This window comes from Actinomadura sp. 9N215 (assembly GCF_044326345.1).
In the GTDB taxonomy this organism is placed as follows: domain Bacteria; phylum Actinomycetota; class Actinomycetes; order Streptosporangiales; family Streptosporangiaceae; genus Spirillospora.
In genome coordinates this window covers 1-21,807 of record NZ_JBIRBA010000043.1, presented here as the reverse complement: position 1 = coordinate 21,807, position 21,807 = coordinate 1, and the positions used below count along the sequence as shown (strand labels likewise).

The window sequence follows — 21,807 nt, the reverse complement described above, 5'->3', positions numbered from 1 at the left end:
CGTCGTTGGTCAATCTCTACCTAATTCAACACGCCCCGCCCGGCCCCCCGCTCGTGCCGGCCTGGGTCGTCCCAAAGGTGGCCCCTCTGTCGTCCTACGCGTCCTCCGAGCCAACAGTTGATCACCGGCTCGGTGGACAGCAAGCACAGAATTCGATGCTTAAGCGTAAACAGGCCAGCGCATTACTCCTCCAGCCATCCCCATCTTTCTAGAGCACCAGGGTCAATATCCATCTCTAGAAGAAGGTTTATATGGTCTACATCATGCGCCTGACGATCTGCCTCGGAAATTGCAGGAAAAGAGGAACTGAGCAAACTATGCGCCTCCGAAAGAACTGAACTGATCCTCGACCAGGCTCGGTTTGAAGCAGTGAAAACGTCCTCATTTTCACTTATCTCGGACACCAAGTAAGTGCGCCTAACGCCAAGCTGCTCATTCAATGCTGAATGTCCTTCGTCAAGCATAGAGCCGAGCCACTTGGATTGAATAAACGAAAGTATGTCACCACTGTCGGCATCGTGATCCACATCAATCCGGCTAGCCAACTTCAATTTCCGGCCCCGAAAAAGTCCGGTTTCGATCCTACTGCCATGCAGTAGCGATCGGTGATGAATAACAATGTTCCTGCTATTATTGAATTTAAGTAGGACAGGATCTGCTTTGAAGCGCTCAAACATCTGCCCAACCCAGACCTCATGCCCATTAGCCTTCATTTCAGTTCGCAACATTTCCGCAACTGCCTTCAAGGCGCTAAGGAATGCGTTCGTACTGTACCTGAAAATGGCCGGGTGGTGATAGGTGTCCATCATTTGGTGAAGGAACCAGTGGGCCTCCTCGAAGCGATCATGGGCCATCGGGAGCGGGCAGTTTGCATCACCAGTTACGACTGTTTCCGCATGGTCTTCATTGGTCACCATATGCCAGATTGTTTCATATCAGCAGCTTGACGGCCATTGATTTACATGCTCAGGAGCCTTATCAGTGGCCAGAGTTGGACGGTTGCGAACCTGCTCGGGGGACAGGGCTCGTAGCTTGGATTGGGCCCAGGCACCGAGTCGGCGGCGTGGGCGGCGGGTCTCGGGCCGCCCCGATGATGTGCGGCAACTCTGCACAGACTCCGAGTGCAAAGAACACGGGACACGCCCTAGGCCATCGGGGAGGCTCCGGACCATACGCGCTCGAAGCTCTCCAGATAGGTGCTCGCCATGTCGCCGTCTCCTGCCCGCCGCAGGTGCAAGATCGGCGCGTGGGATGCGGCGATGCCGTAGGCGTGTGGGTTGATCAGTAGGTCGTGATCGGCGCGGTAGATCGAGTTATACAGGACAGTGTCATGCAGCCGGATCTCTACGCCCTCCACGTCCTTTAGGGCCTGGTAGTGGACGAGGGCGTTTCGGATCTTCGCGGCCATGGATTCGCCTACGCCCTCATCGCTGCCACGCTCAGCAACGCACGTCCCGTCCGGGTCTCCGAGGAGAATGCGCACGCTGACGCCGTCACGTGCTCTCTCGGCAAGTGCCCGCATGATGCCGGTGTCCTCGGCGAGAAAGAGTCCCGCGTAGGCCAGGATGCCGATCTCGTCCCGCGCCCTGCTGAAGAGCTGCTGCCACACCGGACGAGGCACGGCCCACCGGTGCGGGTAGGTCGCAAGGATCTCGACCACTGGCGTCTCTGCCTGGACGTTCGCGATCGTGAGTTGTGGCCAGAGGTCCGCCTCGTCTCGTCCGACGAGTGACGCGATCCTCGTCCGGTGGCGTGGGTAGGGCACGCGTCCGGCGACCCATCGGTGGACGGTCTTGGGGTCGACGCCCAGCCGGGCCGCAGCGCCGGCTTCGGTCATGTGCGCGTCGGCAAGGGCACGTCGCAACAAGTCGTTCATCGAACCTCCCGCATGCGCAAGGGACAACGACGCGGGAACGACGCTAACAGAAGACGTCCCTAGACGTCCCTAGATGCCGATGGAGAGGTCCCGACCAGGGCGAAAGGCTCAGATCACCGGCGAAGACCGCGCCTCTTCGCCGATGACCCACACGCAAGCCAAGGAGACGACCCATGCCCAGCGAATGGCCCCAGCAGGCCACTTCGACCCAACACGACACCGATTCGAAGCGTTCGGCGGACGAGGCACTCGCCGCGTTGCGCCGGGACTTCACCGGTCACCGGATCTGGCGCGGCGTGAAGCGGGACGGACGTCCCGGGGACTGGGTCGCGAGCTTGCACGACAAGTCCGCCGGAGTCGACCCCACGGTGATCCGGTCGAGCGCCGCCGAGCTGCGCGAGGCGCTCGTCAACGAGGCCGCCCGCGCCGTGGTCGTGCGCGCCGGGACCTGGTGATGGCGCGAGACTCGCAGCCGTCACCAGAGCGGACCGCCAAGGGGAGGGCGGTCCCAGGGGGAGGGACGGAGGTGGCGCGGTCGGTGCGTAGCAATCCCCCGGAGGCACCGGCCGCGCTGCCTCTGCCCACCTACAGCGGCCTATGGCGAGGACTCTGGCACCTCGCCCGCCTCGCCCACGCCCTTCGCCGCGACGGCTGGACAACCGAAATCCGCACCGGCCGACACCGCCCAATGCTGCGCGTGTACCCCAAGGATGCCCCGACCATCGGCGAGAGCATCTCCGTGGCATGGGGCAACGGCGAGTGGTGGTATCAGTCGAGCACCGGCCTGTGGCTGACGCCCTGCAACCGCGTCGACCTCGCCGCAGACAAGCTCAACATCCTTCTCACGCCCTGGGTCTCGGCGGCATTCGACGCCCTCAGAGACGACCAGTTCTGACATGGCCCGCCGCACGGCATGGGGCGCGTACGTCCAGATCACCAACGCGCTACGGCAACGCATCACAGACGGCACCTACGCCCCCGGCACCCGCCTACCGGGCGAGGCCGCGCTCTGCGCCGAGTTCGGAGTAGCCCGGAACACCGTGCGGCGGGCCCTGTCCACCCTGCAAGCCGACGGCCTCATCACCGTTCGCACCGGCGTCGGGCGCTACGTCCACGACCCGGCCACCCAGCCACGCACCCGCTCCGAGGACATCACCGCGAACCTGCGCCAGCAGATCGAGACCGGTCACCTCCAACCAGGCGACCCGTTACCAAGCGAGGCTCAACTCGCCCGACGCCACGGCGTATCCCGCTTCACAGCGCGCACGGCCCTCCTCGCCCTCGAAGCCGCCAGCCTGGTCACATGTTTCCATGGCAAGGGACGCTACGTCCGCCAAGACGTCCCCAGATGATCCACACACGCCCGTGGACGTCCACACCCACCCTCGTAGCGTCGACCCCATGAAGAAGAACACCGTCGCATGGGCACGCAACCTCGCACGCAAACACCTAGAGACCCCCCTCCCCCGCCGCTGGGCCCACACCCAAGGCGTAGCCCGCCAAGCGCGCACCCTCGCCCCAATCCTCGGTGACCAGGCCGAACTCCTAGAAGCCGCCGCCTGGCTCCACGACATCGGTTATGCCCCCGACCTCATAGACACCGGCTTCCACCCCCTAGACGGTGCCCGCTACCTACGTGACACTCACCACGCCGACGCCCACCTGTGCCGCCTTGTAGCTCACCACTCCTGTGCACTAATTGAGGCCCGCGAGCGCGGCCTAGCCACTACCCACATCCGCGAGTTTCCACTCCACACAACCTATCTGGAATCCGCCCTAACTTACTGCGACATGACCACAAGCCCCGTCGGTGAACTAACAGACGTAGACACTCGCATCGCTGAGATCCGCACGCGCTACGGACCCGCTCACATCGTAGCCCGCTTCATCAACCGCGCCGAACCACGCCTAGTAAGCGCAGTTTACGAGATCCATCAGAAGACGCACCATTTGAGAACGCAGCATTAGCCGAACAGCCTGCTTCTCGCAGACAGGTTGCATGAAGGTTGCGAATGGAGGTCTGCATCGCAGGCAACTCTAATCCGGCTTAGGGAAAAAACCGGATCTCCCCCCGGCGCTGCCGACGAAACAGTATGTCCGCGCCTGGGAATCAACATCGACAGGGGGGTCCCCGTTCTCGATGATTACGACCTGCCCTGGATAGTCGAGCATATCCCGATAGAAATGATCTACCACGTTGGTTGTCATATCAACGTCGTCACCGATGGGCCCCCCGATCGGATCTCGATAAGTAACCACAGGAGAATCGAGAACAATAAAACCGAGCCGGGGTCTAGAATTTTCAGAACAGTATTTGGCAAGCGCAGTCGTAAACGCCGAATGCAAAACTGAGCGCACGCCCTTTCCGCGCTCGGAGCGGAGTCGGCCACCCGCACGTACGTCCATCTCATACTGGTCGTACTCGGCAAATTCCACGGAAGGGACTTGCCAAGCCTCCAGCGTACGACGGAGCGTCTCATCGAAAACAGACATAACTCTACTGGGAATGTGTCCAGCCGGCCGCCGAGAGGACACTGCTCCCGCTGCGTCCAATTGCGAGCGTCGTTCCTCAAGCTCCTCGATTCGTTCATGCAATTCCAGATCTCGCTCAATGGACGAGCGAACTCGCAAGCTTTCCTCCATGCGCTGGCGCAGGGGTGAAATTTCCTGCTCGACTGCGTTGATCTCCTCAGCCCTCCGCGAATTTTCCTCCAGTAGTGACATTCGCTGAGCGCCTAGCTCGTCAAACTCAATGCGCAAGTCTTGGATCGTCGGCCGAAGATCTGCCAGTAAAGTGTTGGTCTTCGCAGTCTCATTTCGTACCGCGACGTGGAGCTGCGTAGCTTCGTGCTCGCCGTGGCCCGGGTTTTGGTGTTCCACTTCGGCACCACAAAACACACACGTACCTGCCTGGAAAAATCCAAGAATGCTGCCGGCTTCGGTCACCATTTCCAGACGAGCCAGATCAGACTCGTACTGGGCCTCCAGGAGGAGGAACCTGGTCACTAGGTCACTAATCTCCGCCAAACGCGATTCGAGTCGAGCCAATTCCTCTGCTGCTTGCATTCTCGCTGTAATCGCATCCAGATGGCGACCTGTGATAACTTGCAAAGCGTTGGAATGCTCATCAATTGAAGTTTGCAGGCGTATTTGCCGGTTGCGCAACTCCCTGGGATTTTCGCTACTAGTCAACTTTTGATGCAGATCAACTACGATCTGATCGAGCAGAGAAATCTGACCCTTATTTACCCGACGCTGTCCTGCGTTAGGACCTCCAACAATATCAGGATCGTCGTCTCCGGTAAGCAGAAGTCTCATAACTGATGCAGCAGCGGTCTTGCCGCTAGCAGATCTCGAACGGCGTACCGGGGAAAGTGGGTCAACCATACGCGTTTCAGGGATGACTGAAAGGTGAACAAGATCGCTGAGACTCAATGTTCGAGCGTTACCAGCTTCGTTCTTGCGAATCTTTAGCCTACCCAGGCCCATCTGATCGAGCAGGAAGATAGACAAACTATTCTTACTTCTCACTGTGTGAGTCGCCGTGACTTGCGTGTCCGGCGTTCGGACGACAAGGCTCCTCAGATCTTCATGATGAATATAGATATTGTTGCCGCCTGGAGTGCGCAGCAGGGTAAGTGGGGTACCATTCGGAAGGAGCAATCCAAGAAGGATTTGGCTATAACCCTCCGCTTCCGTGGGCAATGCCAGCTTCGAGCCTCCAAGCATGTACTCGATCGACTCTGCAATTAGCGACTTACCGGTATCACTAGCGCCATAAACCACGGTAAGTGTTTGATCAAACTCCACGCTCGCCGGAGGTTTACCTACCCCAGCGTAAGTAAGATGAGTCAAGCGCAAGTCAGTCACATTACCCGCCCCCCAGATACTCGCCGTGTGAGCGGTTCACAATATCTCGGGTAGCATCACGCGCATTGACTGTAGGGAAGTATTGGTGAACCACCCACTCGGCGCGTTCGCGTAGGGCCTCCACATAAGGAGCCTCAAGCACGTCAACGAAGACTGGCCCACGATCGGTAGCTGCATACATGAGACCCTCACGTCGATCTTCGATGCCAGCCAGACCAGCTCTGATCAAAACCAACAACCCCTGCTCTAAGAGCCGCCTTTTCATTCCGATCTCTCCTGCCTGTGCTGGCAGATTTGGATGCAAGCTGGGTGGACCGCCAAACTCACCGCTGTGGAGCAAAACGTGATCCAGTACTACAAGTTGTGCAAGGTCGAGGGATTCAGGATGTTTTTCAGCCAAAAGAACAAGAGCACGCACTCCTACTTCTAGTGGGCTATTGAGTGGAGTCGCTGCTATTTCCGCGGTCACCCGCCTTCTCCTTGGCACCAAATCAAACGATCCTGGTTCGCCAAGTGATGGCAAACACCTTTGCGAGCATTTGGTTCCACAAAGGGAGTCAAGATTGTCGGGGTCAGCTGCACAACCCCTGCAGCGGAAGTGACCGCTGCATGGCGGTCCCATCCGTCAGGATAATGACATTCCGCCACCTCTATGACCATGTCGTAAACATCCTGCATCACTCTTTCAAAGTGTCCCGGTGTAGTCGCGTCACGGGCGAATACTCGCAATGATTCAGCGGCATAGAAGGCTTCACGCTGCCGTTTTAGATGCGCGGCAGCCGACGCTACATCAGAAACGTGCTCAAGAGCCGCTATGGCCTCAGGAAATCTTTCTCGATAGACGTCAACAAGTTGCTGGATATAACGGGTTTCCACTTCGCTGTGCTGCGTGGGTGGAATTATGTTTTCAGGCCCACGAGAAAGAGGGGCATGCGGGAAACGCGAAGTCCAGTGACGAGTGGTCTGGTGAAGTTCAAGCATCTCATCAAGGTCAACGCTTTCGAATATGGAGAAATCAGTGGCGCCGGCCAGCTCATAGACAACTTTTCGCTCCTCATCACTTAGATCCGCCACAAGCCTATCCCCGGTTTTGGCAAATTCCGCGAGGAACCTGCCTCGACTGTCGCCCGGTTTGGCAAGTTGACGTTGGAGACTGCGAGCGATTATAGGGGCAACAAAGACATATCTTGTCGGTATTGTGAAGTGACCAGCCGCGGCGGCTACAAACATTTTGCGCATTTCCTGAGCCGCAGTAGACCAAGTAACTGCAGAGCTATAGCGCTTGCACTGATAGTTATGCCAATCTCCCTCCAGTCGCTGTGGCGACAAATAACCTGCTACATCGATACCATGATCTCCAGAACCGCCGTGCCTCTCAACTAGAACGTACTTATTTTTGAGAGCCGGGATCCACTCTTTTACGAACTCTTCAAACTCCTCCGGATCGTAGAAGGGGACAAGCTTCTTCGGCGGCGGTATTGGTGCCATACGCAACGTATGAGGTAGCACTGTCAGGGGAGGCAACGGCTCACCGACCGGCTCATTCGCTTGTGGATCCGGCACCCTACCCCCGCTCAACTCGACACGCGTTTTCAGATATCACTCCGCGGCCGCCTGCGGAACACCACAGGGTTGCCTCAGATGGTCTGGCCGCACAGCTAACTTGCAGATTGGCCCGCTGGGGCTCGTAGAGGTGACCTTGCTCTCGGAAGGCCACGACGCCTCTTGCAGGGCGATCTCTCAAGGGCGGCATACGGACGATCATCGCCTTGATCATTCTCGCTGTGAGGGTGCCGATCTGGATGGAATGTACTGGGTATTTTCGCCAAGGCCGAAGACCGTCATGCCGATGTGACCGATGTTGGCCACCACCTGAGGTGTACTCGGCAAACCGGTGAAGGACTGGGGAGCCCCAACCAGCGCCTCGTGGACTCAATGGGCTTGCGAACCAGTGCTGCGGCGAAGATCGCGGACCAGGTCACGCAGTGAGGCACCTGGGCTAGCGGGCGACGGGGAATTGGCTAGTTCTGCGGGCAACCGTGTCCGCCAGATGCGCCAATTATCGCTAGTGCACGATCGGACTATTTGGAGCCGTTAGATAGCTTCTGAGGCGAAGCATCATTGATTGATCTATCTGAAGTTTGGGGATTCTGGTCGAGGCGATCCAGCGGACCTCACTCGATTCACTGCTGGGTGTGGGTTGGCCACTGATGGGACGGGCAATGAGGACGATGCTGAACTCCTGGCGGACTTCGTTGTTGCTGGTGTAGTGGATTATGTGTTTGGGGTCGCTGTAGATGCCTACTAGGCCGGTGATCTCTACGTCGATGCCGGTTTCTTCTTTGGTTTCGCGGATGGCGGCTTGGGTTACGGACTCGCCTAGGTCTATTGCGCCGCCTGGTAGGGCCCAGTTGCCATTGTCGGTGCGGCGGATCATGAGGATCTCGCCCTTGTCGTTCTCTACGACGACGTTGACGGACGGGACGAGGCTGTTGGCCTTGGGGGCGTTGGGATCGTCGTAGTAGTCGATTCTGCGGCCCATGTGATCAGTCCCCCGGTATGGGTGTGGCGGTTTCCCAGACGCGTTCGAAGCTCTCTAGGTAGGTGTTCACCAGGTCGCCGCCGGCTATGCGGCGTAGGTGCCAGACGGGGGCGTGGGCAGCTGTGACGCCGTAGACGTGGGTGTTGATGAGGAGCTGGTCGTCTGCACGGTAGATGGAGTTGTAGAGGACCGTGCGATGGGAGCGGAACTCGACGCCGTCTTGTTTGCGGAGGTTCTTGTAGAGGACGAGGGCGTTGCGGATTTTTGCGGCCATGGCGTCGTCTACGCCCTCGTCTGTGCCGCGTTCAGCTACCTGCGGGCTGTCTGGGTCGCCTAGGAGGAGGCGAACGCGGACGCCAGCTCTGGCTTTCTCGGCGAGCGTTCGTTGGATACCGGCGTCTTCGGAGAGGAAGAGGCCGGAGTAGACCAGGACGCCGATCTCTTCCTTGGCCGCGGCGAAGAGACGTCCCCATGCGTCCCTTGGGACGGATGTTCGGTGCGGGTAGATCGTCACTAGTTCGCTGCTGGACGCTGCGGTGACTTGCTCATTGGTGAGCGCGTCCGGCCAGAGGAACGTTTCGTCTACGCCTAGGCGCGAAGCTACTGCGTAGCGGTGGCGTCGGTATGGAGTGCGGTCTTTGGTGATCCAGCGTTCTACCGTCTTGGGGTCCACGTCGATCGACTCGGCGAGCGTGGCGATAGTCAGGCCCTGCTCTAGCAGAGTGGCGCGTAGGCGTTCGTTCGGCATGCACCCGTCCGAGATCCGGGACGTCCTAGGACGCGGTCAACCCTATGAGGACGTCATGAACACGTCCAGTCATGTAGTGATCTCGTCCCCCAGGTCAAGCGCACGCTCTTTCTCGTAGGTCACCGACCGCCCGGAACCGCCCCCGCCGGATACGGGCCTTACGAGAGGAGTGATCGCACATGATCCTCGTCCTGGCTTCGATCCTCGCCGTCTTCCTCGCCGGCGCCATCTGCGGAATCTTCGCCATGCTCGTCATCGGCATCCACGCCGAAGAGCGCCGGGTGATGCAGGGGCGCGGCGAGTCCTCCCCCAGCGGTACGGCCTCGCGGCGTCTGCTCAGCACCCAGACGTGCGACGACACCCCGGACCACGTCCCGGCGGGGCGGTGAGTATGCGGCGAATGCCTCGCGTCATCACCGGCCACTCGTGCGCGTGTGGCGCGCGGGTCGAGCCCGGTAACCGGCGGTGCCGCAAGTGCCGCGCCCGCGCCCGGTGGCTGCGGCGGGGGCGCGGTTCGCGGTACCCGGACCTGTGGCTGTGAGGGGTGAGGCCGTGAACGTCTCGGTTCCCCTGGTCGTGATCCTCGGCGCCGTGGTGTGGGTCGCGTGGCGGTACATGGGGCTACGTGGCTGGCACATCGCCGTGTGCCTGCTCTTCGGATTCTTCCTCGCCGCGACCAGTGCCGCGCCGGAGATCCGCCGACTGGTCTCCGTACTCGTCCAATCCGTCTCTCAGCACTGACGTCCCCGACCGAAAGGAGGGATGCCCTAGTGCCTGACATACCGCCAAGCGTCAAGGTCAACGTTCAGGAGGTCCGTACGCGTAACCTCGCCGCGCGGGAAATCGTCTCCCACCTGTCAGCCGCGATGCCGGCCATCGAGGATCTCTGGATTCGCCTGAACGGCGCGCTCGCCGACGTCCCTGCCCTTGTCTCCGAGATCACCCGGCTTGCGTCCGAACTGGCCAAGGTACGGCGGGACCGCGCGAACCTGGTGGCCGCCGGACGCGCCACCCTCAACGCCCAACGCGACGCCGAACCGGATCCGCTGTACTACCTGCGGGACGAGCTACGCGCGCAGGGACATCTGCCCCCGGACACTTGGGGGCGTTCATGAATCGCACAAGGCAGATGCGGCGGCAGGCTCGGAAGATTCGTCGCAATGGGCTTCAGCCCATGGTGATCATCGACCGTGACGACCAGTTCCCGGACGTCGCCGCTGTGCTCGTCGCGCGTGCCCTGTGGCGCTATCGGTCCGAGCTGGCACCGGTCTACCTGGTGACCGCGCTCGCCCTTGGGGGTGCGCTCCTGCACCTCACGCACGCGGAATGGTGGCCGTGGCCGGTGGGTATCGCAGTGGTGGCCGCGTGGGCGTTCGCCACGTTCGGGGAAAGGGTCGGGCTCGCCCTGCGAGTGGAGCGGGTTTATGCCGCTACCGTCGCCATGGTTGGCGGTGGGTGGCTGGCTGCCGCTACCGCGCTGGGCGTCACTTTCCGTCCGCTTCCCCTCATGCTCGCCGGTGGCGGATTCCTGCTCGCCGTTCCCTGGTGGACGCATCGGAGAAGGCGCGCCAGAGTGCACGTTGATCGGCAGTTGACCGCGTGGCCGGAAATTGCGCAGGCGGTTGGGCTTGCAGGCTCACGCGCACAATCCGCGGTAGTGGACGTATGGGGATGGCGTGCACGGTTCGCCCTGGCGCGCGGTCAAACGATCCAGGATGTCATCGGGAAGATTTCAGCGATCGAGTCAGCGCTTGGGACGTTCCGGGGTGCTGTGCGTGTCTCTCCGACGCGCGACGACAAAGCCAACCGGTTCGAACTGCGGGTACTCGACACCGACCCGCACGCCGATGCGATTCCGTGGCCTGGACCGTCCGTCTCGTCCATTACCGAGCCGATCGACCTCGGGCCGTTCGAAGACGCGACCGGCGCGCGCGTCCTGCTGCTGCGACGTCACGGGCTTTTCGGAGGTGTGGCCGGTTCGGGCAAGAGCGGTGGAATCAATGTCCTGATGGGGAACCTCAGCGCGTGCCGTGACGTGGTCGTGTGGGCTATCGACCTCAAGCGCGGCATGGAACTCCAGCCGTGGGCATCGTGCATCGATCGACTCGCCACCACACCGGAACAAGCCCGCGCCATGCTGCGCGACGCCGTCACCGTTCTTGAGGCGCGCGCCGAATGGCTCACCGCGCATGGGCGGCGCGTATGGGAGCCGACACCGGAGCTCCCCGCGCTCGTCATCATCGTGGACGAGTACGCCGAACTCGCCGACGACGCCCCGGATGCCACCAGCGACACGGACTCAATCGCGCGGCGAGGACGCGCCGTCGCCGTGACGCTGATTGCGGCTACTCAGCGGCCCACACAGAAGGCCATGGGGAAGGGTGCCGTCCGCTCTCAAATGGATGTACGCGTCAGCTTCCGCGTCCGGGAACGTAAGGACGTCGATCTCATCCTTGGGCAAGGCATGCTGAACGCTGGATGGCACGCCCACACCCTCCACGCTCCCGGAAAGTTCCTACTCTCCGCACCCGAACACGACACACCCCGACGAGGCCGCGCCTACCTGCTCACCGATGCCACCGTGGCAGAGACAGCAGAGCGGCACGCTAGCGTCCGTCCGGTCCTGGACGAGGTCTCCCTTCGTGCGCTGGACGAGGCGCGCATGACGCCCGTATCCGAGCCGTCCATCCCCGTGATGCCGCCCAGTGACGACACGGCCGAGACCGTTCTGAGGGAAGCCCTGGACGGCGCGCCGGACGAGGGCCTTCCGATCGCTCACCTTCTGATGATCACGCAGATGAGCCGACCCACTCTCTACCGCCGCCTCGCCGAACTCGTGAAGACCGGCCGGGCCGTCCAAGTCACGCGTGGCCGCTACAAGGCGGCCGATCACGTCCGGTAGTCGTCTCAACGTCTCGTCTCACGCGCACGCCTGCACGTAAGGGCGGGAGAGACATCCGTGAGATGAGACGGAGACGAGCACTCACCGTAGCCAAGGAGATGATCAACAACCCAACACCACATGACCTGGGATGACGCCCGGGTGAGAGGAGGTGGTGTCTCGTGCAGGCGTACACCGTTGAGCAAGTGGCCGAGATCCTCAACATCGGACGGGACAAGGTCTACTTCCTGATTCGTACTGGCCAACTCCGCAGCATCAAGATCGGCAAGCTGCGCCGCATCACTGACCGGCACCTCGCCGAGTTCGTCACCTCCCTCGAAGAACCCGCCCTCGAAGAGACGCACTGACCCCACCTGCCGGGAGGTCCGTCCGGTCACTCGCCCGAAACGGACCTCCCAACCTTGGGACGTCTTGGGACGTCTTGAGTTAGAGTCTGTGGTGACCTCGATCGATACGAGGGAGGGATCCGTTGGCAAAGATCCTCATCGGCAACTACGACGCAACCATCTATCCGGAGGGCAATGGCTACACGGGGGCTATCTCGCTCGGGTTCAAGCCGGACGGGACGCGCAACCGCCAAAAGAGGAAGGGGAAGACGAAGGAGATCGTCAAGGCGAAGCTGAAAGACCTGGTCAACGAGCTTGAGAAGGGAGTCCAGGCCGATCGCAACTACACGGTAGAGAAGGCTGCGGATGCCCTGCTCTCCCACCTTGCCAAGCAAGGCAAGAGCAAGGCGACGATGCGCACCTATCGCGGCCTTGTCGATCACCACATCATCGCCAAACTCGGCAAGATCAAGGTCACGGACCTCACGGCGGACGACGTCGAGACGTGGCTTGGCCAATGCGCCGAAGTGATGTCCACGCAGACGCTCAAGATCGTCCACGGCCTTCTCCGCCGGTCGATCCGGCTCGCAGAGCGGCGCGACAAGGTGGGACGGAACGTGGCCCTACTGGTCGACACTCCGCAGGGGAAGCGGCCTGCGCGACGGTCGCGGTCCATGTCCCTCAAGCAAGCGACCAAACTGCTCAAGACCGCACAGGATCCGAAGCACCGACTTGGGGCATACGTCATCCTCGCAATTGTCTCCGGTCTTCGCACGGAAGAACTCCGGGCGCTCACGTGGGCGAACGTGGATCTCAAGAAGAAGGTCGTCTACGTCCTCCGCTCCGACCGCGAAGGAGGCGACACGAAGACCGAGAAGAGCCGCAGAGGCATCGCCATGGCGGACATGGCCGTTGACGCGCTCACGACACTCCGCAAGCGTCAGGCCGCCGAGAAGCTCGCCGCAGGGGACGCGTGGCAGGGACACAACCTCGTCTTCTGCAAGGAGGACGGGACGCCCTACACAAGCGATGACGTCCTACGCCGCTTCCAGCGCATCACACAAGCGGCTGGCATCGGTGCCACGTGGGTGCCGCGCGAACTGCGGCACACGTTCGTGTCCATCATGAGCGACAACGACGTAGCCCTAGAGAAGATCAGCGACCTCGTAGGCCACTCAGACACGCGCACCACCCGAACCGTCTACCGTCACCAACTCCGGCCCGTGATCACCACCGGTGCCGAGAAGATGAACGTCATCTTCAAAGACAAGAAGAGCAGGTCAGCCTAGAGAATGGCTCCAGATTCGGCTCCCTCCGACGCTACCCGACCCGTTGAGCAGGCACGGAAGCAAGATCGAGACGAAACCCGCATTAACCGCGCGGCGTTGGTTCCCGCTCGGGCTCTTGTGGCTCCTCGGACGAGGGAGGAGGCGAGCATGTCGTCGGAGACCACCGGGTGACGGCTTATTCGGGTGGTCGCCACCTTCCCAGGTATGCGGGGCCGTCCAGGTGGTAGCGCTGGGGCTGGTCGGTTCCCCGCCATTCGGCCTGCATTCGCCGAGCGTCGGCCGGGACGATGCGATGAGGGGCCAAGAGTTCTTCTAGCTCGTCATAGCGTGCGTCGATCCCGCCTTGTCCCGGATGTCTCTCGACCGAGGTGGTCCTTGCCTCGTAGCGGTCGTTCCAGGCCACGAAGATCGCCCATTGCTCCCGTTCCATGGTCAGGGCGTCAGGGCTCGCCGGCCAGACATAGAATTCGTCATTCTCTCCGTAATCGTGCACGGCTCGGAAGTAGTGGGCGGCGCCCGCGATATCCGCCACGCCGCCTCGCGGCCCGTCGTACCAGTCGGACTCAACGTGAACACGCTCGTATCCGATGGCCGACAGGGCTTCTACCGTGCTCTGGCCCATGATCTCAGGCTACTCATTTCGAGCCGGACGCTCCGGCGCATGATCGAACTCGGCTCGAAAGCATCCGGCATGAGTAGGCTTAGCGTGCCGTTAATGCGTGCCATGGCGGTGTCTTCTGTCCGCTGAGCAGGGGCGTTGCGGATGCTATGGCATAACCCGCGTTCAATGGGTCTGGTTCGCGGGGGCCGGGTGCGGGACGTTGGTGGGCATGTGGACTCGAATTCTCATCACCACGTTGACGGCCGCGCTGCTGGTTCCCGGAGGGGCGGCCTCCGCGCACGCCGACAGGGCGGCGCCGCCCGACAAGATCCCGTTGCCTGCCGGGTTCCAGCCGGAGGGCATCGCGGCCGGGCCCGGGCCGGTGGCGTTCCTCGGCTCGCGGGCGACGGGCGCGATCTACCGGGCCGACCTGGACACCGGAAAGGGCGAGGTGATCAACAAGGGGCCGGGGACGCCGTCGCTCGGCATGAAGATCCGCGGCGAAATGCTGTACGTGGCCGGCGGGTCGGCCGGGGACGCGCGGGTCGTGGACACCAAGTCGGGGAACGTCCTGCAGTCGTACAAGCTCACGCAGGAACGGGCCTTCGTCAACGACGTCACCGTCGCCAGCGACGGCGCGTGGTTCACGGACTCGTTCAATCCGAGGCTCTACCAGATCCCGCTCGAAGGGTGCGGGCCGGTCAAGACGCTGCCGCTGACCGGGGACATCGTCTTCCAGGAGGGCTTCAACGCGAACGGCATCGCGGTGGCCCCGGACGGTAAGTCGCTGATCGTCATCCAGTCCAACACCGGAAAGCTGTTCAAGGTCGATCCGGGGACCGGGGTCACGAAGGCGCTCGACCTGCACGGCGAGACGCTGCGGGCCGGGGACGGCATCCTGGCCGACGGCAAGACCCTGTACGCGGTGCAGAACCAGCTCAACTCCGTGGCCGTGATCGAGCTGAACGACGAGGCCACCGAGGGGAAGGTCGTCAAGAAGCTGACCGATCCGCGGTTCGACGTCCCGACGACCGTGGCGAAGGCCGGGCCGCGGCTGTACCTCCCGAACGCGCGGTTCAGCACGCCGCCGACGCCGGAGACCCCGTACGACATCATCGCGGTCCAGCCCTGAGGACACGCATCCGGTACGTGCCAGCGACGTAGGCCTTGGGTGATCAACTGTCCGGATCCGGACCGCTCCGAAATGTAACCAAAACGCTAGAATCTCCCCGTGCCCAGGCATTCCGCTCCAGCATCGAGCGAGGACGTGCGGATGGTCGAGGCGCTCCGGGATCAGCGCCCGGGGGTCGGCGGCCACGTCTACAGCGTGTACGGGCCGGAACTCGTCGAGTACGCCGAGGTGCTCCTCGGCGACCATGACCGGGCGGTGGCGGCCGTCCGGTCGGCGGTTCTCATGCTGCGGGACAGGCCCGAGCTCGTACCGTCCCCGGAGGCCTTACAGGACTGGCTGTACGGGCTGGTGCGCCACCAGTGCCGGGAGGCGGAGGGCCGCGGGCGCCGCCGGCTGGTGGTCGCCGGGGTCGCGCTGACGGTCGGGATGCTCCTGCTGGTCGAGGTGACGTACGGCGGGAACGTGACCGCTCCGCCCGTGGCGATGCACACGCCGGCGAGGCCGTCCGAGCGGCCCGCGCCGAACCCTCCGCTGCCGCCGGCGCCGTCCCCAGGCGGGCATCGGGACGCGCCGGAGCCGATGAAGACCAAGCCCCCGCCCGTGGATCGGCACAAGCCGGCGGGCATGCGCGGACGGCTCGCGGTGGACGACAGACCCTGCCGGGCGTTCCATCTGATCGCGCTGCCCAGCACGTGCCACGTCCGGCTCACCGCCAGGGGCGGCCCGGTGACCTGGTCGGTGGCCGCGGTCCGGGCGAGCGGCGGGCGGATCTCGGCGGGCGGCGACGGGGAGCTGAAGCCCGGACGGTCGGCGTCCGTGCCGGTCACGGTGCGTCCGACCCTGCTGTGCCACCTGGGCGGTTCCGTACGCGGGACGGTGTCGTTCGCCCCTGGCGGCACCGCGACCATCGTCTACACCTGCCTCAGCCTGTAACTGCCGTGGTGCCGGGTCCTTACCGGCGTTTAACGTCCCGCAGGTCATGCTCGGCGGCATGCGTGTTCTGATCGTCGAGGACGAGCGGGTGCTCGCGGACGCGATCGCCGAGGGGCTCCGCGAAGAGGCGATGGCCGTCGACGTGGTGTACGACGGCGACGACGCGTTGGAGCGGGCCTCCTACAACGAGTACGACGTGGTGGTCCTCGACCGCGACCTGCCGACCGTCCACGGCGACGACGTGTGCCGCGACCTGGTGGAGCGGCGGAGCCCCGCCCGGATTCTGATGCTGACCGCGGCCGGCGACGTCGACGACCGGGTGGACGGGCTCTCCCTCGGCGCCGACGACTACCTGCCGAAGCCGTTCGTGTTCGGCGAGCTGGTGGCGCGGGTGCGGGCGCTGGGCCGGAGGTCGGGACCGCCGGTGCCGCCGGTCCTGGAGCGACGCGGGATCCGGCTCGACCCGCACCGGCGGAAGGTGGCGCGGGACGGCCGGGAGCTGCGGCTGACGAAGAAGGAGTTCGCCGTGCTGGAGGAGCTGCTGCGGGCGGAGGGCGGCGTGGTGAGCGCCGAACGGCTGCTGGAGCGTGCGTGGGACGAGAACATCGACCCGTTCAGCAACATCGTCCGGGTCACGATGGCGACGCTGCGCCGCAAGCTGGGCCAGCCGCCGGTGATCGAGACCGTGACGGGTTCGGGGTACCGGCTGGAGGCGCGATGAGGACGGCGCGGGCGTCCCGGCTGAGCGTCCGGACGCGGCTGACGCTGGTGTACGGGTCGCTGTTCCTGGTCACCTCGGCGATCCTGGTCGCGGTGACGTACCTGCTGACCGTCCGCACCATGGACCAGCGCCTCACGATGAGCGGCGACGACGTCACCCCGGCGACCTTCACGCGGCTGCGGAACATGGCGTCCGAGGGCGACGTGAGCGCGCTGGTGGAGTTGAAGGCGGAGGCGAACCGGCAGGTCGCCGAGCAGAAGCGCGAGGTGCTCGAGCAGCTGCTGCAGAGCTCCCTGATCACGATGCTGGTGCTCGGCGTCCTCGCCGTGGCGATCGGGTACGTGGTCGCGGGGCGGATGCTGCGCCCGCTGCACGCAGTCACCGCGACGGCGCGCCGGCTGTCGGAGAGCAACCTGCACGAGCGGATCGCCCTGGACGGCCCGCAGGACGAGATCAAGGACCTGGCCGACACGTTCAACCGGATGCTGGACCGGCTGAACCGCGCCTTCGACGCCCAGCGCCGCTTCGTCGCGAACGCCTCGCACGAGCTGCGCACGCCGCTGACCATCAACCGGACGGTGCTGGAGGTCGCGCTGGCCAGCCGGAGGTCCCCGCCGGAGACGAAGGCGCTCGCGGACGTGCTGCTCGGCAACACGGCCCGGCACGAGCGGCTCATCGAGGGGCTGCTGACGCTCGCCAGGTCCGAGCGGGACCTGGCCGCCCGGACCGCGACGCCGCTGCCGGACGTGGTGCGCAGCGCGCTCGACCATCTCGACGACCGGGCCGAGGAGGCGGCCGTGGACGTGGAGGCGAGGCTCGCGCCCGCCGTGGTGTCCGGCGATCCCGTCCTGCTGGAGCGCTGCGCGGTGAACCTGCTGGAGAACGCGGTGAAGTACAACGTCCGGGACGGGCGGGTGTGGGTCCGCACGGGCGTGCGGGACGGCACGGCGTTCCTGCAGGTCGTCAACACGGGACGGGCGGTCCCTTCGTACGAGGTCGGCGCGATCTTCGAGCCGTTCCGCCGGCTGCGCGCCGACCGCCCGGCCCCCCGCGCCCCAGCCCCCGACCGGACGGGCTTCCGCACCCCGGCCCGCGACCGAGACGGAGCGCCCGACCAAGGCGGAGCGCCCGGCCGAAACGGAGCGCCCGCCCGAGAGGGAGTGCGCGGCCGGGCGGGGTCCCGGGATCGGACGGGGTCGGACGACGGCGCGGGCCTCGGGCTGTCGATCGTCCGGGCGGTGGTCGACGCGCACGGCGGCACGATCGAGACCGTCCCGCGGGACGGCGGCGGACTGTCGATCACCGTGCGCCTGCCCCTGTCCGAGCAGCCGGTTCCGGCGGCCCTAGCCGCGGTGCCCTAGCGCGCCGTGTGCGGGACGTGCGGGGTGGTGCGCGGCGTCAGCGGTTACTGACGAGTAGCATTGGGGTCACGAGTCCAGCTGACCCATCGCAGGGAGGACGATCCGTGCCTCGCACCGCACGCGACGTCGTGTTCGTCGACGGCGTACGCACACCGTTCGGCAAGGCGGGCCCCAAGGGCCTGTACGCGGAGACCCGCGCCGACGACATGGTCGTCCGCGCGATCCGCGAGCTGCTGCGCCGCAACCCGTCCCTCCCGCCCGAGCGGGTGGACGAGGTCGCCGTCGCCGCCACCACCCAGACGGGCGACCAGGGCCTGACCATCGGACGGTCCGCCGCCGTCCTGGCCGGGCTGCCGAAGAGCGTCCCCGGCTACGCGATCGACCGGATGTGCGCGGGCGCGATGACGGCCGTGACCACGACCGGCGCCGGCATCGCGTTCGGCTCGTACGACGTCGTCATCGCGGGCGGCGTCGAGCACATGGGGCGGCACCTGATGGGCGAGGGCGTCGACCCGAACCCGCGGTTCCTCGCCGAGAAGCTCGTCGACCCGTCCGCGCTGGTGATGGGCTCGACCGCGGAGAACCTGCACGACCGGTTCCCCGGCATCACCAAGGACCGCGCGGACGCCTACGCCGTCCGCAGCCAGCGGAAGGTCGCCGCCGCCTACGCCGCCGGGAAGATCCAGCCGGACCTCGTCCCGACCGCGATCCGCTCCGCCGAGAAGGGGTGGGGGCTCGCGACGGAGGACGAGCCGCCGCGCCCCGGCACCACCTTCGACGACCTGGCCGGGCTGAAGACGCCGTTCCGCGCGCACGGCAACGTCACGGCCGGGAACGCCGCCGGGCTGAACGACGGCGCCACCGCCTGCCTCCTCGCCGCCGAGGACGTCGCTCACGAGCTCGGTCTCACCGCGCGGATGCGCCTGGTCGACTTCGCGTTCGCCGGCGTGGAGCCGGAGGTGATGGGCGTCGGGCCCGTCCCCGCCACCGAGAAGCTCCTCGCCCGCAACGCCCTGACCATGGACGACATCGGCCTCATCGAGATCAACGAGGCGTTCGCGGTGCAGGTGCTGGCGTTCCTGGAGCACTTCAAGATCGCCGACGACGACGCGCGGGTGAACCCGTGGGGCGGCGCGATCGCCCTCGGGCACCCGCTCGCCTCGTCCGGCGTCCGGCTGATGAACCAGCTGGCCCGCCTGTTCGGGGAACGCCCGGACGTCCGGTTCGGACTGACCACGATGTGCGTGGGCATGGGCATGGGCGGAACGGTCCTCTGGGAGAACGTGAACTGGGAGGGGTCCAAGTGAGCGACGCAGTCGTTCGGGGGGCCGGGGGGACGGCCCCCCGGAAGGACACAGTGAGCAGCCTCGGAGACCTCGTCGCCGACGAGATCGTGACGCACGCCCACGTCAGGGACGTGACGCTGCCCGACGGCGCGGGCACGCTCGCGCTCATCACGCTCGACAACGGGCACGACCACACCAAACCCAGCACGTTCGGCCCGGGCGGCCTCGCCGAGCTGGACGCCGTCCTCGGCACGCTCGCCGGACGCGACGACATCGCGGCCGTCGGCGTCACCGGGAAGCCGTTCATCTTCGCCGTGGGCGCGGACCTCAAGGGCGTCCCGCTGATCCGGCGGCGGGAGGACGCGGCGGCCATCGCCAGGCTGGGCCACGACGTGTTCCGGCGGCTCGGCGAGCTGGACGTCCCGTCGTTCGCCTACTACAACGGCGCGGCGATGGGCGGCGGCGTCGAGATCGGCCTGCACTGCACGTACCGGACGATCTCGTCCGGCGTCCCGGCGTTCGCGCTGCCCGAGACGTTCCTCGGCCTGATCCCCGGCTGGGGCGGGACGTACCTGCTCCCGAACCTGATCGGCGCGGAGAAGGCGCTGAAGGTCGTCATCGAGAACCCGCTGTCGCAGAACCGCATGCTGAAGGGCCCGCAGGCGTACGAGCTGGGCATCGCGGACGCGATCTTCGAGCCGGCCGACTTCCTGGAGGAGTCGCTCGCGTGGACGGCCCGCGTCCTGAACGGCGAGATCATCGTCCGGCGGGCCGAGATCGACAAGGGCAGGGCGTGGGACGACGCCGTCGCCATGGCCCGCTGGAACGTCGACGGCAAGCTGCACGGCGCGGCGCCGTCCTATCTGAAGGCGCTCGACCTGGTCGCCGCCGCCAAGGACCGCACCCGAGACGAGGGCTTCGCCGCCGAGGACGAAGCACTCGCCGACCTGATCATGAGCGACGAGCTGCGCGCCGGGCTGTACGCGTTCGACCTCACCCAGAAGCGCGCGAAGGAGCCGGCGGGGGCGCCGGACGCCGCCCTCGCCCGTCCGGTGACCAAGGTCGGCGTCGTCGGCGCGGGGCTGATGGCGTCCCAGCTCGCGCTACTGTTCGCGCGCCGCCTCGAGGTCCCGGTCGTGCTGACCGACCTCGACCAGGAGCGGCTCGACAAGGGCGTCGGCTACGCGCACGGCGAGATCGACAAGCTGCTCGCCAAGGGCCGCGTGTCCCCCGACAAGGCGAACCGGCTCACGTCGCTGATCACCGGCTCGCTCGGCAAGGACGCCTTCGCCGACGCCGACTTCGTGATCGAGGCCGTCTTCGAGGAGATGTCGGTCAAGCGGAAGGTGTTCGCGGAGGTCGAGGAGCACGTCTCCGCCGAGTGCGTCCTCGCGACGAACACCTCGTCGCTGTCGGTCGGCGCGATGGCGTCCGGGCTCAGGCACCCCGAGCGCGTGGTCGGGTTCCACTTCTTCAACCCGGTCGCGGTGCTGCCGCTGCTGGAGATCGTCCGTGGCGCGGCGACGGACGACGCGACGCTCGCCACCGCGTTCGCGACCGGCAGGGCGCTGAAGAAGTCGTGCGTGCTGGTCGAGGACGCACCGGCGTTCGTCGTCAACCGCGTCCTGCTGCGGCTGCTCGCGGAGATCGTCCGGACGGTGGACGAGGGCACCCCGATCGACGTCGCCGAGCGCGCCGCCCAGCCGCTGGGCCTGCCGATGCCGCCGTTCGTGCTGATGGGCCTCGTCGGGCCGGCGATCGCGCTGCACGTGAACGAGACCCTGCACGCCGCCTTCCCGGACCGGTTCCCGCTGTCGGACAACCTGGCGAAGCTGGTCGCGTCCGGCAAGTCCGGCGTGTACCGGCCCGACTTCACCCTCGACCCGGAGGCCGTGGAGATCTTCGGCGGCGGGGACAGCCCGTCCACGGAGGAGCAGGTCCTCGACCGGGCGCTGGCGGCGCTCGCCGACGAGATCCGCATCATGCTGGACGAGGGCGTCGTCGCCGCCCCGCAGGACATCGACCTCTGCATGATCCTCGGCGCGGGCTGGCCGTTCCACCTCGGCGGCATCACCCCGTACCTGGACCGGTCCGGCGTCTCGGAGAAGGCGACGGGCCGCCGTTTCCTGCCGCCGGGCGTCGCCTCCCTGGCCGGCTGACCCCCGCGCCGCACGAACGAGCCGCGGCGCGTTCACCGGAAGAGGGGCGGCGCGCCCCCCG

At 65.0% G+C, this 21,807-nt stretch carries 24 protein-coding genes; 16 read left to right on the top strand and 8 right to left on the bottom strand.

Annotated elements, in window-relative coordinates:
- Positions 1 to 182: 182 nt before the first annotated feature.
- Complete coding sequence (locus ACH34T_RS41910) at positions 183 to 917, bottom strand: hypothetical protein (protein WP_396026586.1); 735 nt, start codon at positions 915 to 917, stop codon at positions 183 to 185.
- 227 nt (positions 918 to 1,144) lie between these two features.
- Entirely contained in the window at positions 1,145 to 1,876 is a 732-nt protein-coding gene (locus tag ACH34T_RS41905) for an XRE family transcriptional regulator (RefSeq protein ID WP_396026585.1), read from the bottom strand.
- A gap of 173 nt (positions 1,877 to 2,049) precedes the next feature.
- Between ACH34T_RS41905 and ACH34T_RS41900 the strand changes: the two genes are divergently transcribed.
- The 4 genes from ACH34T_RS41900 to ACH34T_RS41885 all read left to right on the top strand — a co-directional run bounded on the left by ACH34T_RS41900 (position 2,050) and on the right by ACH34T_RS41885 (position 3,844).
- On the top strand, positions 2,050 to 2,331 hold the full coding sequence (locus ACH34T_RS41900) for a hypothetical protein (protein WP_396026584.1): 282 nt from the start codon (positions 2,050 to 2,052) through the stop codon (positions 2,329 to 2,331).
- An 83-nt stretch (positions 2,332 to 2,414) separates the two neighbouring features.
- Positions 2,415 to 2,771 carry a hypothetical protein gene (locus tag ACH34T_RS41895; protein ID WP_396026583.1) on the top strand — a complete coding sequence of 119 codons (357 nt, stop codon included), beginning with the start codon at positions 2,415 to 2,417 and terminating at the stop codon, positions 2,769 to 2,771.
- Position 2,772: 1 nt separating this feature from the next.
- On the top strand, positions 2,773 to 3,228 hold the full coding sequence (locus ACH34T_RS41890; RefSeq protein ID WP_396026582.1) for a GntR family transcriptional regulator: 456 nt from the start codon (positions 2,773 to 2,775) through the stop codon (positions 3,226 to 3,228).
- Positions 3,229 to 3,277: 49 nt separating this feature from the next.
- A complete protein-coding gene (locus ACH34T_RS41885) occupies positions 3,278 to 3,844 on the top strand; it encodes an HD domain-containing protein (RefSeq protein WP_396026581.1) in 567 nt (188 codons plus the stop codon).
- A 69-nt stretch (positions 3,845 to 3,913) separates the two neighbouring features.
- Here ACH34T_RS41885 and ACH34T_RS41880 read toward each other — a convergent pair whose 3' ends face one another.
- From ACH34T_RS41880 to ACH34T_RS41860, 5 genes are all read right to left on the bottom strand, one after another.
- A complete protein-coding gene (locus ACH34T_RS41880) occupies positions 3,914 to 5,686 on the bottom strand; it encodes a hypothetical protein (RefSeq protein WP_396026580.1) in 1,773 nt (590 codons plus the stop codon).
- Positions 5,687 to 5,747: 61 nt separating this feature from the next.
- A complete protein-coding gene (locus ACH34T_RS41875) occupies positions 5,748 to 6,215 on the bottom strand; it encodes an ABC-three component system middle component 2 (protein WP_396026579.1) in 468 nt (155 codons plus the stop codon).
- Positions 6,212 to 7,234 (bottom strand): ABC-three component system protein, encoded by a 1,023-nt coding sequence (locus tag ACH34T_RS41870; RefSeq protein WP_396026578.1) that lies wholly within the window; start codon positions 7,232 to 7,234, stop codon positions 6,212 to 6,214. Before ACH34T_RS41870 ends, ACH34T_RS41875 begins: the two co-directional genes overlap by 4 nt.
- A 577-nt stretch (positions 7,235 to 7,811) precedes the next feature.
- A complete protein-coding gene (locus tag ACH34T_RS41865; protein ID WP_396026577.1) occupies positions 7,812 to 8,288 on the bottom strand; it encodes an NUDIX domain-containing protein in 477 nt (158 codons plus the stop codon).
- 4 nt (positions 8,289 to 8,292) lie between these two features.
- Positions 8,293 to 9,036, bottom strand: coding sequence for an XRE family transcriptional regulator (locus ACH34T_RS41860; RefSeq protein ID WP_396026576.1), 744 nt, complete (start codon positions 9,034 to 9,036; stop codon positions 8,293 to 8,295).
- Between the two features lie 179 nt (positions 9,037 to 9,215).
- Here ACH34T_RS41860 and ACH34T_RS41855 point away from each other — a divergent pair, with 179 nt between their 5' ends.
- From ACH34T_RS41855 to xerC, 6 genes are all read left to right on the top strand, one after another.
- A complete protein-coding gene (locus ACH34T_RS41855; RefSeq protein ID WP_396026575.1) occupies positions 9,216 to 9,425 on the top strand; it encodes a hypothetical protein in 210 nt (69 codons plus the stop codon).
- 163 nt (positions 9,426 to 9,588) lie between these two features.
- Positions 9,589 to 9,777, top strand: coding sequence for a hypothetical protein (locus ACH34T_RS41850; protein WP_396026574.1), 189 nt, complete (start codon positions 9,589 to 9,591; stop codon positions 9,775 to 9,777).
- A gap of 29 nt (positions 9,778 to 9,806) precedes the next feature.
- Positions 9,807 to 10,151 carry a hypothetical protein gene (locus ACH34T_RS41845; protein ID WP_396026573.1) on the top strand — a complete coding sequence of 115 codons (345 nt, stop codon included), beginning with the start codon at positions 9,807 to 9,809 and terminating at the stop codon, positions 10,149 to 10,151.
- A gap of 59 nt (positions 10,152 to 10,210) precedes the next feature.
- On the top strand, positions 10,211 to 11,938 hold the full coding sequence (locus ACH34T_RS41840; RefSeq protein ID WP_396026572.1) for an FtsK/SpoIIIE domain-containing protein: 1,728 nt from the start codon (positions 10,211 to 10,213) through the stop codon (positions 11,936 to 11,938).
- A 161-nt stretch (positions 11,939 to 12,099) separates the two neighbouring features.
- Entirely contained in the window at positions 12,100 to 12,285 is a 186-nt protein-coding gene (locus ACH34T_RS41835) for a helix-turn-helix domain-containing protein (protein WP_243719723.1), read from the top strand.
- Positions 12,286 to 12,407: 122 nt separating this feature from the next.
- Positions 12,408 to 13,553, top strand: a complete 1,146-nt coding sequence (gene xerC, locus ACH34T_RS41830) for a tyrosine recombinase XerC (RefSeq protein WP_396026571.1) — start codon at positions 12,408 to 12,410, stop codon at positions 13,551 to 13,553.
- Between the two features lie 175 nt (positions 13,554 to 13,728).
- On the opposite strand, the gene ACH34T_RS41825 is transcribed toward xerC, so the two are convergent.
- Positions 13,729 to 14,175, bottom strand: coding sequence for a hypothetical protein (locus ACH34T_RS41825; RefSeq protein WP_396026570.1), 447 nt, complete (start codon positions 14,173 to 14,175; stop codon positions 13,729 to 13,731).
- Between the two features lie 208 nt (positions 14,176 to 14,383).
- On the opposite strand from ACH34T_RS41825, the gene ACH34T_RS41820 reads away from it, so the two are divergent.
- From ACH34T_RS41820 to ACH34T_RS41795, 6 genes are all read left to right on the top strand, one after another.
- A complete protein-coding gene (locus ACH34T_RS41820; protein WP_396026569.1) occupies positions 14,384 to 15,286 on the top strand; it encodes an SMP-30/gluconolactonase/LRE family protein in 903 nt (300 codons plus the stop codon).
- A 99-nt stretch (positions 15,287 to 15,385) separates the two neighbouring features.
- A complete protein-coding gene (locus tag ACH34T_RS41815; protein WP_396026568.1) occupies positions 15,386 to 16,219 on the top strand; it encodes a hypothetical protein in 834 nt (277 codons plus the stop codon).
- Between the two features lie 58 nt (positions 16,220 to 16,277).
- Positions 16,278 to 16,940, top strand: coding sequence for a response regulator transcription factor (locus ACH34T_RS41810; RefSeq protein WP_396026567.1), 663 nt, complete (start codon positions 16,278 to 16,280; stop codon positions 16,938 to 16,940).
- A complete protein-coding gene (locus tag ACH34T_RS41805; RefSeq protein ID WP_396026566.1) occupies positions 16,937 to 18,301 on the top strand; it encodes a sensor histidine kinase in 1,365 nt (454 codons plus the stop codon). Before ACH34T_RS41810 ends, ACH34T_RS41805 begins: the two co-directional genes overlap by 4 nt.
- A 104-nt stretch (positions 18,302 to 18,405) precedes the next feature.
- Positions 18,406 to 19,608 carry a thiolase family protein gene (locus ACH34T_RS41800; RefSeq protein WP_396026565.1) on the top strand — a complete coding sequence of 401 codons (1,203 nt, stop codon included), beginning with the start codon at positions 18,406 to 18,408 and terminating at the stop codon, positions 19,606 to 19,608.
- A gap of 50 nt (positions 19,609 to 19,658) precedes the next feature.
- On the top strand, positions 19,659 to 21,746 hold the full coding sequence (locus tag ACH34T_RS41795) for a 3-hydroxyacyl-CoA dehydrogenase NAD-binding domain-containing protein (protein WP_396026564.1): 2,088 nt from the start codon (positions 19,659 to 19,661) through the stop codon (positions 21,744 to 21,746).
- Positions 21,747 to 21,807 lie beyond the last annotated feature (61 nt).

Coding starts and splice junctions, on each gene's coding strand:
- ACH34T_RS41910 (WP_396026586.1), bottom strand. CDS start 917: ATGGTGACCAATGAAGACCATGCGGAAACAGTCGTAACTGGTGATGCA.
- ACH34T_RS41905 (WP_396026585.1), bottom strand. CDS start 1,876: ATGAACGACTTGTTGCGACGTGCCCTTGCCGACGCGCACATGACCGAA.
- ACH34T_RS41900 (WP_396026584.1), top strand. CDS start 2,050: ATGCCCAGCGAATGGCCCCAGCAGGCCACTTCGACCCAACACGACACC.
- ACH34T_RS41890 (WP_396026582.1), top strand. CDS start 2,773: ATGGCCCGCCGCACGGCATGGGGCGCGTACGTCCAGATCACCAACGCG.
- ACH34T_RS41885 (WP_396026581.1), top strand. CDS start 3,278: ATGAAGAAGAACACCGTCGCATGGGCACGCAACCTCGCACGCAAACAC.
- ACH34T_RS41870 (WP_396026578.1), bottom strand. CDS start 7,234: ATGGCACCAATACCGCCGCCGAAGAAGCTTGTCCCCTTCTACGATCCG.
- ACH34T_RS41865 (WP_396026577.1), bottom strand. CDS start 8,288: ATGGGCCGCAGAATCGACTACTACGACGATCCCAACGCCCCCAAGGCC.
- ACH34T_RS41860 (WP_396026576.1), bottom strand. CDS start 9,036: ATGCCGAACGAACGCCTACGCGCCACTCTGCTAGAGCAGGGCCTGACT.
- ACH34T_RS41855 (WP_396026575.1), top strand. CDS start 9,216: ATGATCCTCGTCCTGGCTTCGATCCTCGCCGTCTTCCTCGCCGGCGCC.
- ACH34T_RS41840 (WP_396026572.1), top strand. CDS start 10,211: ATGGTGATCATCGACCGTGACGACCAGTTCCCGGACGTCGCCGCTGTG.
- ACH34T_RS41825 (WP_396026570.1), bottom strand. CDS start 14,175: ATGGGCCAGAGCACGGTAGAAGCCCTGTCGGCCATCGGATACGAGCGT.
- ACH34T_RS41820 (WP_396026569.1), top strand. CDS start 14,384: ATGTGGACTCGAATTCTCATCACCACGTTGACGGCCGCGCTGCTGGTT.
- ACH34T_RS41810 (WP_396026567.1), top strand. CDS start 16,278: ATGCGTGTTCTGATCGTCGAGGACGAGCGGGTGCTCGCGGACGCGATC.
- ACH34T_RS41805 (WP_396026566.1), top strand. CDS start 16,937: ATGAGGACGGCGCGGGCGTCCCGGCTGAGCGTCCGGACGCGGCTGACG.